Raw genomic sequence first — 13,822 nt, 5'->3', positions numbered from 1 at the left:
TTAAAAAAGCCGGGTGGCGGCTTCGCCTTACCCGGCCTACTACGACCTCATCCATTGTTGAATGAACCCGACGATCTCCTCCGCATTATTGATATCCAGGACCGGTACCTGAAGCGACAGTGAAATATCACTGGCCACCGCGATAACATGTTCATCAAGCGTTAATTCATTAATCCCATGTCCGGTATCACTGCGGAACAGCAGGATCTTTGCCACCGGTTCATATTTAAAGCCCTCTACCAGGACCAGATCCAGCGTCGAATGATCCATCCGACTGATGAGGTAAGGCAGATCAAGGTCCTTCTCGTCCGGTGTCTCGGTCATTAAGGCCCAACGCTGGTTGCTGGCAACAATGGTTTGTGCCGCGCCAGCTTTGCGCAGTTCATAGCTGTCCTTGCCGGGAATATCGACATCCATATTGTGATGTGTGTGTTTGATAAGCCCGGGGCGCACGCCCCTCGCACAAAGTGCCGGAATGATGGCTTTTAACAGGGTGGTTTTCCCCGTACCGCTCCAGGCGGCGATCGCTAAAACAGGTATCATTTGTGCCTCTGCATAGTGTCTATCTGTTCGAGAGTATTGATGTTAATAAACGCCTGTTTCATATCGCTAAAATCGACAGAATGTCCGCCAGCTTGTCGCATAAAGACCATCACCCGACGCTCTCCCGCCGCCAGGTAGTTCTTTAATTCCGGCATCAGCTGACGGTGCATTAGCGCAATGGTTGGATGATCGCGTTCGCCGTCATGCGCCCAGACAACCGCTGACGTTTCCCTGTGTTTAACAAAGCGCTCAGCCAGACAATCGGGGATAAACGGTGTATCGCAGGGGCAAAACAGAAACCACTCGGCATCGCACTGCTGCATAACAGAAAGCATCCCCGCCAGCGGCCCCGGGTAATCAGCCAGCGAGTCGGGATAGACGGGGTGTCCACTTTCCCGATAAACGGCGAGGTTTTTGTTAGCACTAATGGCTAGCGTACTCACTTGTTTACTCAGCGTGTGTGCCACGTGCTGCCATAACGCTGTGCCGTTCAACGTCTGCAGGCCCTTATCGACTCCCCCCATGCGGGATGCCTTGCCGCCGGCTAACACCACACCCGTGATCGTGCTTATCTGGCTCAACAATATCGCCTCTTTTATTGTGGGTTTGACCCTGCTAACGTGTCACTCTCAATGAAAGGAGTATTACCATGAAATGTAAACGTCTGAATGAAGTTATTGAACTTCTCCAGCCAGCCTGGCAGAAAGAGCCAGAGCTTAACCTCGTGCAATTCTTACAGAAACTGGCGAAGGAGTCAGGTTATGAAGGCGAACTGGCCGACCTTTCCGATGACATCCTGATCTATCACCTGAAAATGCGCGATTCCGGTAAAGATGCTGTCATCCCTGGTATTCAGAAAGATTACGAAGAGGATTTCAAAACAGCCCTGCTGCGTGCACGTGGCGTAATTAAAGAGTAAAAGCTTGTAAGAGGCACCACCGTAATCGCCGTTAAATGATATCCTCAATCATTCGTATAATTTCCGGATGATCGGATGAACGACCAGGCCTTTACTTTCCAGACCTTACACCCGGATACCATTATGGATGCTCTGTTTGAGCAGGGCATCCGGGTGGACTCAGGTCTGACCCCATTAAACAGCTATGAAAACCGCGTCTACCAGTTTCAGGATGAGGATCGTCAGCGCTTCGTCGTGAAATTTTATCGTCCGCAGCGCTGGTCAGCCGATCAGATTGAGGAAGAGCATCAGTTCGCCCTCGGCTTGGTAGCCGATGACGTTCCCGTTGCCGCACCTCTGCAATTCAATGGTCAGACGCTGCTGTCGCATCAGGGTTTTTATTTTGCCGTTTTCCCAAGCCTCGGTGGCCGGCAATTTGAAGCCGATAATATCGATCAGATGGAATGGGTTGCCCGTTATTTAGGGCGCATTCATCAGACGGGAAAGAAAAGCGTCTTTTCTTCGCGTCCCACAATCGGCATTGCGGAATATCTGCTCGAACCGCGTCAGGTATTTGAAACATCCACGCTCATCCCCTCAGGGCTGAAAGCTGAATTTCTGGCCGCAACGGATAATTTAATTAACGCTGTCACAGCGCGCTGGGATAACAACGTTAAAACGCTGCGCCTGCACGGTGATTGCCATGCCGGAAATATCCTCTGGCGCGACGGGCCATTATTTGTCGATCTCGACGATGCGAGAATGGGACCAGCGATTCAGGATCTCTGGATGCTGCTGAATGGCGATAAGGCTGAGCAGCGGATGCAGCTTGAGACGATTATCGAAGCCTATGAAGAGTTCACCCCTTTTAATTCAGACGAAATTGCATTAATCGAACCTTTACGCGCCATGCGTTTTGTTTATTATCTTGCATGGTTAATCAGGCGTTGGGACGACCCCGCTTTCCCCAGAAACTTCCCGTGGCTTACCGGAGAAGATTACTGGCGTAACCAGATATCCACATTTATTGAACAGGTAAAGGTTCTGCAGGAACCCCCTTTGCAATTAACGCCAATGTATTAATCGAACACATCCAGGAGAGAGTTGATCATGAAAAAAATATGGCTGGTGCTGGCAGGTATGATTCTGGCATTTAGCGCTTCGGCTGCACAGTTCACCGATGGTAAACAGTATATTACCCTCGACAAACCTGTAGCCGGAGAACCTCAGGTACTGGAGTTCTTCTCATTCTATTGCCCGCACTGCTATGAGTTCGAGCAGGTTCTGCATGTTTCCGAAAACGTGAAGAAGAAGCTGCCTGAAGGCACCAAAATGACCAAGTATCACGTTGAGTTCCTTGGCCCGCTGGGCAAAGACTTAACGCAGGCGTGGGCAGTCGCTATGGCCCTGGGCGTGGAAGACAAAATCACTGCACCGATGTTTGAAGCCGTGCAGAAAACCCAGTCTGTACAGACCACTGCCGATATCCGTAAGGTATTCGTCGATGCAGGCGTTAAGGGCGAAGAATACGATGCAGCCTGGAACAGCTTTGTCGTGAAATCTCTCGTGGCACAGCAGGAAAAAGCGGCCGCCGATCTGCAACTGCGTGGCGTTCCAGCCATGTATGTTAACGGTAAGTACCAGCTGAATATGCAGGGGATGGATACCAGCAGCATGGACATCTTCGTGCAGCAGTATGCCGACACCGTGAAGTATCTGGTTGAGAAGAAGTAATAAAGAAAACGCCGGTCAATGACCGGCGTTGTTGTATTGGGCTTTAATCCTGTCGATTAGCACGTCTTTTTCCGTCCACAGCGTATTCAGCCAGAGCTGGAAACGTCGCTTAAAGTTCTTATCGTTAACATAGTCCCCATGTAACTCTTCTGCCACAGGCACCAGGTCTATTCGCACCACAATCCGGGTTAACTTGCCGCTGAGCATATCGTAAAACGGTGTCTTGTCGTTCTCCGGATAACAGAGCGTCACGTCCAGTAATTTGTCGAACTGTTGGCCCAGTACGTTAAGCGCCATGGCGATCCCCGCCGCTTTTGGCGGCAGCAGGTTGCTGTACGGTGAGCGGGTTTGCTGCTTTTTCTCTTCGGTAAAGCGAGAGCCTTCCACAAAATTGACGATGGTGGTGGGGTGCGCGCGAAACTTCTCGCAGGAGCGGCGTGTCGTTTCGACATCTTTGCCGCGGCGTTCAGGGTGGCGGATCAGATAACTACGGGAATAGCGCTTCATAAACGGCATATCCAGCGCCCAACAGGCCAGCCCAATAAAGGGTACCCAGGCGAGCTGCTGTTTAAGGAAGTACTTATTCATCGGAATGTGTTTGCGGAACAGTACGCATAACACCACGATATCGGCCCAGCTATGGTGGTTGCAGATAAGCAAATACCAGTTTTTCTTGTTAAGCCCTTCCAGACCCTGAACATCCCATTTCAGATGTGGATTAAGACGCAGAAGCACCGCCAGACCTTCACACCAGCAGTACATCATAACGTTACAGAATGCAGATACGGCACGCCAGACAACGGGGATCGGTAATAGCAGTTTAATTATTCCGGCGATAATGATCGGCACAGAACAGGCGATGGTGACCAGAATAGTTAATGCGATACTTAAGAAGAGGGTGATCGCAGCCAGGAGTCTAGACATGATGAATTTTTTCAGGTGGTTAGCTATGAATGGCGCCTAATAAACAGACGCAGGGCGCTGATTTTACCAGAAAACGGTTAAAGGATGGCGCTTTAACTTGGCGGGAAAGCTGATTTGTATGCGCTGTGGAGAAAAATCCTGTTATGCCGATCCTGCGTGGCTTATATCCACATGGAGTAAATTGTCATCAATCGAAAATATGAGATCGTGATCAAATCACAACTCATTGATTATTAATGTTAATAATTATCTCATCGATCCTCATTAAGCACATTTAATCCAGGTTACAGAAAATATTCACAAACTTATCCACAGTTTTAATTTGCGAGCGATCCTCAGGATCGCAAAATCTTTGGCTGTATTGGCGGTGAAAAACTGATGTTTTCATCCTTCTGTGGCATCCTTTATTCATAAATTACTTAAAGGCACGGACATTATGGTTCAGATCCCCGAAAATCCGCTTATTCTCGTCGACGGCTCGTCTTACCTCTATCGGGCATATCACGCCTTTCCTCCGCTGACTAACAGTGCGGGAGAGCCTACGGGCGCAATGTATGGTGTGCTGAACATGCTGCGTAGCTTGATCATGCAGTATCAGCCAAGCCATGCCGCCGTGGTCTTCGATGCGAAAGGCAAAACTTTCCGGGATGAGCTGTTCGAACATTACAAATCCCATCGTCCGCCGATGCCGGACGATCTGCGCGCCCAGATTGAGCCTCTGCATAAGATGGTAAAAGCGATGGGGCTGCCTTTGATGGCCGTCTCGGGCGTAGAAGCGGACGATGTTATCGGTACGCTGGCGCGTGAAGCTGAGAAAATGGGCCGCCCGGTCCTGATTAGCACCGGCGATAAAGACATGGCTCAGCTGGTCACGCCGGGGATCACCCTGATTAACACCATGACCAATACCATTCTTGGGCCGGAAGAGGTCGTCGCTAAGTATGGCGTGCCGCCGGAACTGATCATCGACTTCCTCGCGCTGATGGGCGACTCCTCCGATAACATTCCTGGCGTACCGGGCGTGGGCGAAAAGACGGCCCAGGCGCTGCTGCAAGGTCTGGGCGGACTGGATACGCTGTATAGCGAGCAGGATAAAATCGCCGGGTTGACCTTCCGCGGTGCCAAAACCATGGCTGCTAAGCTTGAGCAAAACAAAGAGGTGGCCTACCTCTCTTATCAGCTGGCAACCATCAAAACAGACGTCGAACTGGATCTAACCTGTGAACAGCTTGAAGTGCAGCAACCAGCCGTTGAAGAGCTGCTAGGCCTGTTTAAGCAGTACGAGTTCAAACGCTGGATAACCGATGTCGAAGCGGGGAAATGGCTGCAGGCGAAAGGGGCTAAACCGGCGGCTAAGCCAAAGGAGACCCTGGTGATCGATGCAGAAGAGGAGCCGGAAGAAGAAGCCAGCGTGCTCTCTTCTGAGCATTACGAAACCATCCTCGATGAAGCGCAGCTGCAACGCTGGATTGAAAAGCTCCAGCAGGCACCGGTATTCGCTTTCGATACCGAAACCGACAGCCTCGATAATGTCTCCGCCAATATGGTGGGTCTCTCCTTTGCCACAGAGCCGGGCGTTGCCGCCTATGTGCCGGTTGCCCACGACTATCTGGACGCGCCTGAACAGATCGCCCGCGAGCGCGTTCTTGAGCTCCTCAAACCGATCCTTGAAGATGAAAAAGCGCTGAAGGTGGGGCAAAACCTGAAGTTCGATCGCGGTATCCTGCAGAACTATGGTATTGAGCTGCGCGGCATTGCGTTCGATACCATGCTAGAGTCCTATATCCTCGACAGCGTCGCCGGTCGTCACGATATGGATTCGCTCTCCGACCGCTGGCTGAAGCATAAAACCGTCACCTTTGAGCAGATCGCCGGTAAGGGCAAGAATCAGCTGACCTTTAACCAGATCGCCCTGGAAGAGGCGGGACACTATGCCGCAGAAGATGCTGACGTCACGCTGCAACTGCATTTAAAGATGTGGCCGAAGCTGCAAAAACACGCCGGGCCGCTGAACGTGTTCCAGAATATTGAGATGCCGCTGGTGCCGGTTCTGTCCCGCATCGAGCGCAACGGCGTGAAAATCGATCCGGCTGTGTTGCACAAGCACTCAGAAGAGATCGCCCTGCGCCTGCATGAGCTGGAACAAAAAGCGCATGAGATCGCTGGCGAGCCGTTTAATCTCTCGTCCACTAAACAGCTACAGACCATCCTGTTTGAAAAGCAGGGTATCAAGCCGTTGAAGAAAACACCGGGCGGGGCGCCGTCCACCTCTGAAGAGGTGCTTGAGGAGCTGGCGCTGGACTATCCTCTGCCAAAAGTGATCCTTCAGTATCGTGGGCTGGCAAAGCTGAAATCAACCTACACCGATAAGCTGCCGTTGATGATTAACCCAAAAACGGGCCGCGTACACACCTCTTACCATCAGGCGGTAGCGGCTACCGGGCGACTCTCCTCAACCGATCCTAACCTGCAAAACATTCCGGTGCGTAATGAAGAAGGGCGCCGTATCCGTCAGGCGTTTATTGCGCCAGAGGATTACGTCATTGTCTCTGCTGACTATTCACAGATTGAGCTGCGTATCATGGCGCACCTCTCCCGGGATAAAGGGCTGTTGACCGCCTTTGCGGAAGGGCAGGATATTCACCGGGCCACGGCAGCCGAAGTGTTTGGTATGCCGCTGGAGAGCGTCACCGGGGAACAGCGCCGCAGCGCGAAGGCGATCAACTTTGGCCTTATCTACGGCATGAGCGCCTTTGGCCTCTCCCGCCAGCTCAATATTCCGCGTAAAGAGTCGCAGAAGTATATGGATCTCTATTTCGAACGCTATCCTGGCGTGCTGCAATATATGGAGAACACGCGCGCCCAGGCGAAAGAAAAAGGCTATGTCGAAACCCTGGAAGGGCGTCGCCTCTATCTGCCGGACATCAAATCCAGCAATGCGGCCCGCCGTGCCGGTGCCGAGCGTGCGGCAATCAACGCCCCGATGCAGGGGACGGCGGCAGATATCATTAAACGTGCAATGATCGCCGTTGACGCCTGGCTGGAGAAAGAGCAGCCGCGGGTGCGGATGATCATGCAGGTGCACGATGAACTGGTGTTTGAGGTGCATAAAGACGATCTGGAACCGGTCTCGAAAAAGATCCATGAATTGATGGAGAACAGCGTCAAACTGGATGTGCCGTTGCAGGTGGAAGTCGGCCAGGGAGAAAACTGGGATCAGGCTCACTAACTCTTTCTGGGATATGAACACTTTCTGTAAGTAAGCAACATATCTATGAACGTTTTGTGATGATCATTAGAATTCCCTATGTAAAGAATGAAAAAAAACTACAAAAAGTGCTTTGTCTATAGTCTAAAAAAGGGTACAGTTATTCGCGTAGGGTACAGAGGTAAGATGTTCTATCTTTCAGACCTTTTACTTCACGTAATCGGATTTGGCTGAATATTTTAGCCGCCCCAGTCAGTAATGACTGGGGCGTTTTTTATTGCGGCAAACAAAAGTTCAGCGCAAAAAAAAGCGCGGACATCGCCGCGCTCATCATTACTCATCCACTTCTGACGCGGGTTCCAGCTCGCTGTACCAGATATCAAGTTTCTCACGCAGTTTGTCCACGCCTTGCTTCTTCAGCGAAGAAAACGCCTCTACCTGGATGTCGCCGTTAAACGCAAGCACAGCTTCACGCACCATATTCACCTGCGCTTTACGCGCGCCGCTGGCCAGCTTGTCGGCTTTGGTGAGCAGTACCAATACCTGGATCCCGCTCTCTACGGCCCAGTGGATCATCTGCTGATCGAGATCTTTAAGCGGATGGCGAATATCCATCAGGACGACCAGGCCTTTCAGACACAGGCGTTTTTCCAGGTATTCCCCCAGCGCGCGCTGCCACTTGAGTTTCATCTCTTCCGGAACTTCTGCATAGCCATAGCCTGGCAGGTCAACCAGGCGCTTGCCCGGTGCGACTTCGAACAGGTTAATCAGCTGGGTGCGGCCAGGCGTTTTAGAGGTACGCGCCAGGCTTTTCTGATTGGTCAGGGTATTCAGAGCGCTGGATTTCCCCGCGTTGGACCGGCCAGCAAATGCCACTTCAAGACCCGTATCGGCGGGTAAATGGCGAATATCAGGCGCACTGAGAAGAAAATGCGTCTGGTGATAATTCAGGTTGGTCACGTGGTTGTCTCCAGAAATTCGTAACGTTGGGGGGATTATACCTGAACAGAGAGAAAAGGCTTTTCCCATCGGCAACCCGGCTGTAAGTAAAAACCCTGGGCTTTGTGAGAGATCTGCCATTTTAACTATGGGATATTTAAGAAAAATCGCAGCGCTTTAAAAAATCAAAACGATTAAAATCAAACTATTAACGGTTAGTCTTAGTCTGAAAGACGCGGGAAATGGCCGTTTGTGGCTTGTGAGTTCAGCCTGAAACGGTAAAGTAGCGTTCAACGGCGAGGATGCCGACAGGAACCGGACTTAAGGACAAGGGTCAGGAGCGCCAGGAGGCGAAGACACAGGAAAGTCAGGAAGACGAACGCCTTGGAGGCGTTAAAAAGGGAAATGGAACCTATCAAGGACGGTACCTGCTAAGGGATAGACAGGGTTAGTCGTAAGCAAACAAGGATTGTCAGACCCGTAACGGGTTGTGAGTCAGGAAAAAAGGCGACAGATTGCTCTGTCGCCTTTTTTCTTTGCTTGCTTTCTGCTAGATTTCGCCGCAATTCTATACTCAAGAAAACGACTTAAAGACAAAACACCATGAAAAAACCGACCTCCGCTGCAGGCGCTAAACGTCCTGCTAAAGCACGCCGCAAAACGCGCGAAGAACTGAATCAGGAAGCGCGCGATCGCAAACGCGAGAAAAAACATCGTGGTCATGCTGCGGGTAGCCGCGCGAGTGGCGGTACTTCGGGCGCGTCTGCGAATAACAAGCAGCAGAAAGACCCGCGTATCGGCAGTAAAAAACCGGTTCCATTAGGCGTGACCGATGCCCCGGTCACCAGGCAGCACAAACCGAAGAGCGAGAAACCTATGCTTTCACCGCAGGCTGAGCTGGATTTGCTGGAGAATGATGAGCGCCTGGACGCGCTGCTGGAACGTCTTGAAGAGGGTGAAACCCTGAATGCCGAAGAGCAGTCATGGGTGGATGCCAAACTGGATCGCATCGATGAACTGATGCAGAAGCTTGGCCTCTCTTACGATGATGAAGAAGAAGAGGAAGAAGAAGAGAAACAGGAAGATATGATGCGCCTGTTGAAAGGTGGAAACTAACATTTGCACCCGGCAGGTTCTATCGTCCTGCTAATAACCCTTCCGGTTATATGTTATCTGGTGTGGTTATTCGTTAAACTACGGCGGTTGTCGCGGCGACAGAAGTGGCTGCGCACCCGATTCATGGCCCGCACAGGGGGCAGAACGGGCCGCCGTATACGAACGCGACACCAACGGAAGGAGTGAGCATGTCTGTAGCAACCATCGACTGGGATCTGGCCCTGATCCAGAAATATAACTATTCCGGGCCGCGTTATACCTCGTATCCCACTGCGCTGGAGTTTTCCGACGCTTTTGGTGATAGCCAATTCCAGCAGGCGGTGGCGCGTTACCCTGACCGCCCGCTCTCTCTGTATGTTCATATCCCGTTCTGCCACAAGCTCTGCTATTTCTGTGGCTGCAACAAAATTGTGACCCGCCAGCAGCATAAAGCGGATCAGTATCTGGATGCGCTTGAGCAGGAGATCCTGCATCGCGCGCCGCAGTTTGCCGGTCGTCACGTCAGCCAGCTCCACTGGGGCGGCGGTACGCCGACCTATCTGAATAAAGCGCAAATCAGCCGTCTGATGTCCCTGCTGCGGAATAACTTCCGCTTCAATGGCGATGCTGAAATCTCTATCGAAGTAGACCCGCGGGAAATCGAGCTGGATGTGCTCGATCATCTGCGTGCCGAAGGGTTTAACCGCCTGAGTATGGGCGTGCAGGACTTTAATAAAGAGGTCCAGCGGCTGGTCAACCGTGAGCAGGATGAAGAGTTCATCTTTGCTCTGTTAAACCATGCCCGGGAGATTGGCTTCACCTCCACCAACATCGATCTGATTTATGGCCTGCCGAAGCAGACGCCAGACAGTTTCGCCTACACGTTGAAGCGCGTGGCGGAACTCAACCCGGACCGCCTGAGCGTCTTCAACTATGCGCATCTGCCGACGCTGTTTGCTGCCCAACGCAAAATCAAAGATGCCGATCTGCCTTCCGCGCAGCAAAAACTGGATATCCTGCAGGAAACCATCACGTCGTTGACCCAGACCGGCTACCAGTTCATCGGCATGGATCACTTTGCCCGCCCGGATGACGAGCTGGCGATTGCCCAGCGCGAGGGTGTTCTGCATCGTAACTTCCAGGGCTACACCACCCAGGGCGATACGGATCTGCTGGGGATGGGCGTGTCGGCCATCAGCATGATTGGCGACTGCTATGCGCAGAACCAGAAAGAGCTGAAGCTCTACTATCAGCAGGTGGATGAGACCGGCAACGCGCTGTGGCGCGGCATCGCGTTAACCCGCGACGACTGTATTCGCCGGGACGTGATCAAGGCGCTGATCTGCAACTTCCGTCTCGACTTCAGCGCGGTGGAAGCGCAGTGGGATCTCGTTTTTAAAGACTACTTTGTGGAAGACATGAAGCTGCTGGCGCCGCTGGCGAAAGATGGGCTGGTGGAGGTGACGGAGAGTGCGATTGAAGTTACGCCGAAAGGGCGTTTGTTGATTCGTAATATCTGTATGTGCTTCGATGCCTATCTGCGGCAGAAAGCCCGTATGCAGCAGTTCTCGCGGGTGATTTAAGCCGCATTGCCGGGTGGCGGCTTCGCCTTACCCGGCCTACATTTCGCGCTTTGTAGGCCGGGTAAGCGAAGTGCTAGCTAAACAACCCCACCAGCGCCGCACACAGCACAGCTGCAACTGCCGTTTGCGGCGTATGGCTTTCGACTGCTCCGCTAGTCAACAAATTCACGATTGATTCCAGCATGATGACCCCCCATTTTTCCGGGCAAGATCATACTCAACTCATCAGTACAGTAAAGCGCAAAATAGCATCACTTTGCGCTTAATTAACTCTCTTTACACAGGGGGGAGGCGATCACTCCATCCCCAGTTCTTTTAACTTACGCGTCAGGGTATTGCGCCCCCAGCCGAGCAGGCGTGCCGCCTCCTGCTTGTGGCCCTGGGTATGGCGCAGCGCGGTGGTCAGCAGCGTGCGCTCCATTTCGGGCTGCGCCTCGGAGAGCAGGTCCTGATGACCGGAGCGCAGGGCGCGATCGGCCCATTGCGCCAGCAGTGTCGCCCAGCTGTCGGGCAGGCTCTGGCCAGTGCTGCTTTCCGGAACATGGGTTTCGAAAAGCTCGGGCGGCAGATCCTGAATCAACACTTCCTGGCCGGCGGCCATGACCGTAAGCCAGCGGCAGGTATTTTCCAGCTGACGCACGTTGCCCGGCCAGGCCAGACGCGTCAGCGCCGCTTCGGTTTCCGGGTGCAGCAGCTTGGCTTCCACACCCAGTTCCCGGGCGGCATCCTGCAGGAAATGACGCGCCAGGCGCGGGATATCTTCCCGGCGCTCACGCAGCGGCGGCAGGTGTACGCGAATGACGTTCAGACGGTGGAACAGGTCTTCACGGAATTTGCCCTCCTGGACGCGCAGCTCCAGGTTCTGGTGGGTGGCGGCGATAATACGCACATCCACTTTGACCGGGGCGTAGCCGCCCACGCGGTAAAACTGGCCGTCCGCCAGCACGCGCAGCAGACGTGTCTGAACGTCGAGAGGCATATCGCCGATCTCATCCAGGAACAGCGTCCCGCCGTCCGCCTGCTCAAAGCGGCCCTGACGGATGGTGTTAGCGCCGGTAAAGGCCCCTTTTTCATGGCCGAACAGCTCGGACTCAATCAAATCCTTGGGGATCGCCGCCATATTCAGGGCGATAAACGGGGCTTTGACGCGCGGGCTGTGGCGATGCAGGGCATGCGCGACCAGCTCTTTCCCGGTGCCAGACTCGCCGTTAATCAGTACGCTGATGGAGGAGCGTGACAGGCGACCAATGATGCGAAACACATCCTGCATCGCCGGGGCTTCACCAATGATATCGGTGGTAGGGCCGAAAACCGGGGCATTGCGCGGCTGCTGCTGTTCCTGATAGTGGCTAATGGCGCGTTCAACCAGCGCCACCGCTTCGTCAATATCGAACGGTTTTGGCAGATAATCGAACGCCCCCTGCTGGTAGGCGCTGACGGCAGCATCCAGATCGGAGTGGGCGGTCATTATGATGACCGGAAGCATCGGATGACGCTGCTTGATCTGTTTTAACAGCGCGAGCCCGTCCATTCCCGGCATACGGATATCGGACAGCAGCACATCCGGGGTTTTGGTGGTGAGTGCATCAAGCACATCGGCCCCACTCTCAAAAGCGGTACAGCTTAAACCTGCTCCGGTAAGCGCCCGTTCAAGCACCCAGCGGATGGAGCTATCGTCATCAACTACCCAGACTATCCCTCGTTGCATAACCTAACCCTCTATTTCCTGATTGGCAGGTAAACCGAAAACTCGGTATGACCCGGCCAACTGGTAAATTCAATTTTGCCGGAATGCTGATCTATCAAATTACGGGCAATCGATAAGCCAAGCCCGGTCCCGCCTTCACGGCCGCTGACCATCGGGTAAAACAGCGTGTCCTGTAAATGGGAAGGAATGCCCGGGCCGTTATCTTCCACATCAATGCGGGCCGCCAGACGGTAGCGCGTACCGTGCAGCGTGAGCTGAAAGGCGGTGCGGGTACGCAGAATAATTTCTCCGCCTTCCGCCCCTAATGCCTGCAGGGCGTTGCGCACGATATTCAGTAAAACCTGTTCAATCTGGTCGGGATCGTGCGGCAGTTCCGGCAGGCTGGGATCGTAATCCCGAATTAACCTGACGTTATCCGGCAGCTCCATCGACACCAGCTTGACGACGCGCTCCGCCACTTTGTGAATGCTTTCGGTGACATGCATCCCGGGTTGCTGCGGTCCCAGCAGGCGGTCGACCAGATTACGCAGGCGGTCGGCCTGTTCAATGATGACGTTGGTGTATTCCGCCAGCGCCGGGTCGGGCAAGGCTTTGGTGAGCAGCTGTGCCGCGCCGCGCAGGCCGCCAAGCGGATTTTTGATCTCATGGGCGAGGCCGCGCACCAGATCGCGGGCGGCAATCTGCTGAGCATGCTGGAGCTGCTCCTGACTGAGTCGACGCTGGTTATCCATCGGCGCCATCTCCAGCAGAATGAGCCCTTCCGGCAGCCGCTGTGCGGTCAGCGACAGAATATGCGAACGTCCGTCTATCACCAGCGTCACTTCGTTATCGGTAAAGCCTTGCCCCGCCTGCAGGCTCTCCTGCATCAGGCCGATATTCAGGGAAAAATAACTCAACAGCTCGGGCAGCGGCGCGCCAAACAGTTTGCGTGAACTTTGCGCCAGTAACTGCTGGGCCGCGGGATTGGCGTAATGCACCGCCAGATCGTCATCGACCAGTAAAATGCTGTTGATAAGAGAATTGAGGATCTGCCCAGCATCGGGCAGCGTGCCAGTTGCCATTCAGCAGTCTCCTGGAGTTGTTTGCACTATTTTAGTGCAGTATAGCGTTTTTACGGCGAAAAACGCGTCAGATCAGCTTGTTGGCGGTGAAAAAAGCCCATCCGAAGATGGGCTGAAAAGTTTCCACGG

Annotated in this window: 13 protein-coding genes; 6 read left to right on the top strand and 7 right to left on the bottom strand. The window is 53.4% G+C overall.

Translation table 11 applies throughout. The features are described 5' to 3' along the window. Nucleotides 1-39 precede the first annotated feature (39 nt). Both mobB and mobA read right to left on the bottom strand, forming a co-directional pair. Nucleotides 40-543 (bottom strand): molybdopterin-guanine dinucleotide biosynthesis protein MobB, encoded by a 504-nt coding sequence (gene mobB, locus DVA44_RS23500; protein ID WP_114388335.1) that lies wholly within the window; start codon nucleotides 541-543, stop codon nucleotides 40-42. Next, complete coding sequence (gene mobA, locus DVA44_RS23495; RefSeq protein ID WP_114388469.1) at nucleotides 540-1,124, bottom strand: molybdenum cofactor guanylyltransferase MobA; 585 nt, start codon at nucleotides 1,122-1,124, stop codon at nucleotides 540-542. Before mobA ends, mobB begins: the two co-directional genes overlap by 4 nt. Nucleotides 1,125-1,192: 68 nt before the next feature. On the opposite strand from mobA, the gene DVA44_RS23490 reads away from it, so the two are divergent. From DVA44_RS23490 to dsbA, 3 genes are all read left to right on the top strand, one after another. Beyond that, nucleotides 1,193-1,462 carry a YihD family protein gene (locus DVA44_RS23490; protein ID WP_114388334.1) on the top strand — a complete coding sequence of 90 codons (270 nt, stop codon included), beginning with the start codon at nucleotides 1,193-1,195 and terminating at the stop codon, nucleotides 1,460-1,462. 75 nt (nucleotides 1,463-1,537) lie between these two features. Next, nucleotides 1,538-2,524 (top strand): serine/threonine protein kinase, encoded by a 987-nt coding sequence (locus DVA44_RS23485; protein ID WP_114388333.1) that lies wholly within the window; start codon nucleotides 1,538-1,540, stop codon nucleotides 2,522-2,524. 27 nt (nucleotides 2,525-2,551) lie between these two features. Beyond that, nucleotides 2,552-3,175, top strand: a complete 624-nt coding sequence (gene dsbA / locus DVA44_RS23480; RefSeq protein ID WP_114388332.1) for a thiol:disulfide interchange protein DsbA — start codon at nucleotides 2,552-2,554, stop codon at nucleotides 3,173-3,175. Nucleotides 3,176-3,190: 15 nt separating this feature from the next. On the opposite strand, the gene DVA44_RS23475 is transcribed toward dsbA, so the two are convergent. Continuing rightward, entirely contained in the window at nucleotides 3,191-4,099 is a 909-nt protein-coding gene (locus DVA44_RS23475) for an acyltransferase (RefSeq protein WP_114388331.1), read from the bottom strand. Between the two features lie 436 nt (nucleotides 4,100-4,535). Here DVA44_RS23475 and polA point away from each other — a divergent pair, with 436 nt between their 5' ends. After that, on the top strand, nucleotides 4,536-7,328 hold the full coding sequence (gene polA, locus DVA44_RS23470; RefSeq protein ID WP_114388330.1) for a DNA polymerase I: 2,793 nt from the start codon (nucleotides 4,536-4,538) through the stop codon (nucleotides 7,326-7,328). Between the two features lie 312 nt (nucleotides 7,329-7,640). Here the strand turns inward: polA and yihA are convergent, their stop codons facing one another. Continuing rightward, nucleotides 7,641-8,267 carry a ribosome biogenesis GTP-binding protein YihA/YsxC gene (gene yihA / locus DVA44_RS23465; protein WP_114388329.1) on the bottom strand — a complete coding sequence of 209 codons (627 nt, stop codon included), beginning with the start codon at nucleotides 8,265-8,267 and terminating at the stop codon, nucleotides 7,641-7,643. A gap of 582 nt (nucleotides 8,268-8,849) precedes the next feature. Here yihA and yihI point away from each other — a divergent pair. Together yihI and hemN are read left to right on the top strand one after the other, a co-directional pair. Further along, entirely contained in the window at nucleotides 8,850-9,362 is a 513-nt protein-coding gene (gene yihI / locus DVA44_RS23460) for a Der GTPase-activating protein YihI (RefSeq protein ID WP_114388328.1), read from the top strand. 188 nt (nucleotides 9,363-9,550) lie between these two features. Continuing rightward, nucleotides 9,551-10,924 carry an oxygen-independent coproporphyrinogen III oxidase gene (gene hemN, locus DVA44_RS23450; RefSeq protein ID WP_114388327.1) on the top strand — a complete coding sequence of 458 codons (1,374 nt, stop codon included), beginning with the start codon at nucleotides 9,551-9,553 and terminating at the stop codon, nucleotides 10,922-10,924. A gap of 73 nt (nucleotides 10,925-10,997) precedes the next feature. Here the strand turns inward: hemN and DVA44_RS23445 are convergent, their stop codons facing one another. The 3 genes from DVA44_RS23445 to glnL all read right to left on the bottom strand — a co-directional run bounded on the left by DVA44_RS23445 (nucleotide 10,998) and on the right by glnL (nucleotide 13,693). After that, complete coding sequence (locus tag DVA44_RS23445) at nucleotides 10,998-11,108, bottom strand: YshB family small membrane protein (protein WP_103825295.1); 111 nt, start codon at nucleotides 11,106-11,108, stop codon at nucleotides 10,998-11,000. Nucleotides 11,109-11,219: 111 nt separating this feature from the next. Beyond that, a complete protein-coding gene (gene glnG, locus DVA44_RS23440) occupies nucleotides 11,220-12,632 on the bottom strand; it encodes a nitrogen regulation protein NR(I) (protein WP_103177579.1) in 1,413 nt (470 codons plus the stop codon). A gap of 11 nt (nucleotides 12,633-12,643) precedes the next feature. Then, on the bottom strand, nucleotides 12,644-13,693 hold the full coding sequence (gene glnL, locus DVA44_RS23435) for a nitrogen regulation protein NR(II) (RefSeq protein ID WP_103177578.1): 1,050 nt from the start codon (nucleotides 13,691-13,693) through the stop codon (nucleotides 12,644-12,646). Nucleotides 13,694-13,822: the final 129 nt, after the last annotated feature.

Origin of the sequence: Leclercia sp. W17, from assembly GCF_003336325.1 — a bacterium.
Taxonomy (GTDB): domain Bacteria; phylum Pseudomonadota; class Gammaproteobacteria; order Enterobacterales; family Enterobacteriaceae; genus Enterobacter.
This window is presented reverse-complemented; position numbering and strand designations above follow the sequence as displayed.

Excerpts from the sequence above, each read along its gene's own strand:
- glnG (WP_103177579.1), bottom strand. The coding sequence starts at position 12,632 with ATGCAACGAGGGATAGTCTGGGTAGTTGATGACGATAGCTCCATCCGC.
- yihI (WP_114388328.1), top strand. The coding sequence starts at position 8,850 with ATGAAAAAACCGACCTCCGCTGCAGGCGCTAAACGTCCTGCTAAAGCA.
- hemN (WP_114388327.1), top strand. The coding sequence starts at position 9,551 with ATGTCTGTAGCAACCATCGACTGGGATCTGGCCCTGATCCAGAAATAT.
- polA (WP_114388330.1), top strand. The coding sequence starts at position 4,536 with ATGGTTCAGATCCCCGAAAATCCGCTTATTCTCGTCGACGGCTCGTCT.
- mobB (WP_114388335.1), bottom strand. The coding sequence starts at position 543 with ATGATACCTGTTTTAGCGATCGCCGCCTGGAGCGGTACGGGGAAAACC.
- DVA44_RS23475 (WP_114388331.1), bottom strand. The coding sequence starts at position 4,099 with ATGTCTAGACTCCTGGCTGCGATCACCCTCTTCTTAAGTATCGCATTA.
- DVA44_RS23490 (WP_114388334.1), top strand. The coding sequence starts at position 1,193 with ATGAAATGTAAACGTCTGAATGAAGTTATTGAACTTCTCCAGCCAGCC.
- dsbA (WP_114388332.1), top strand. The coding sequence starts at position 2,552 with ATGAAAAAAATATGGCTGGTGCTGGCAGGTATGATTCTGGCATTTAGC.
- DVA44_RS23445 (WP_103825295.1), bottom strand. The coding sequence starts at position 11,108 with ATGCTGGAATCAATCGTGAATTTGTTGACTAGCGGAGCAGTCGAAAGC.
- glnL (WP_103177578.1), bottom strand. The coding sequence starts at position 13,693 with ATGGCAACTGGCACGCTGCCCGATGCTGGGCAGATCCTCAATTCTCTT.
- DVA44_RS23485 (WP_114388333.1), top strand. The coding sequence starts at position 1,538 with ATGAACGACCAGGCCTTTACTTTCCAGACCTTACACCCGGATACCATT.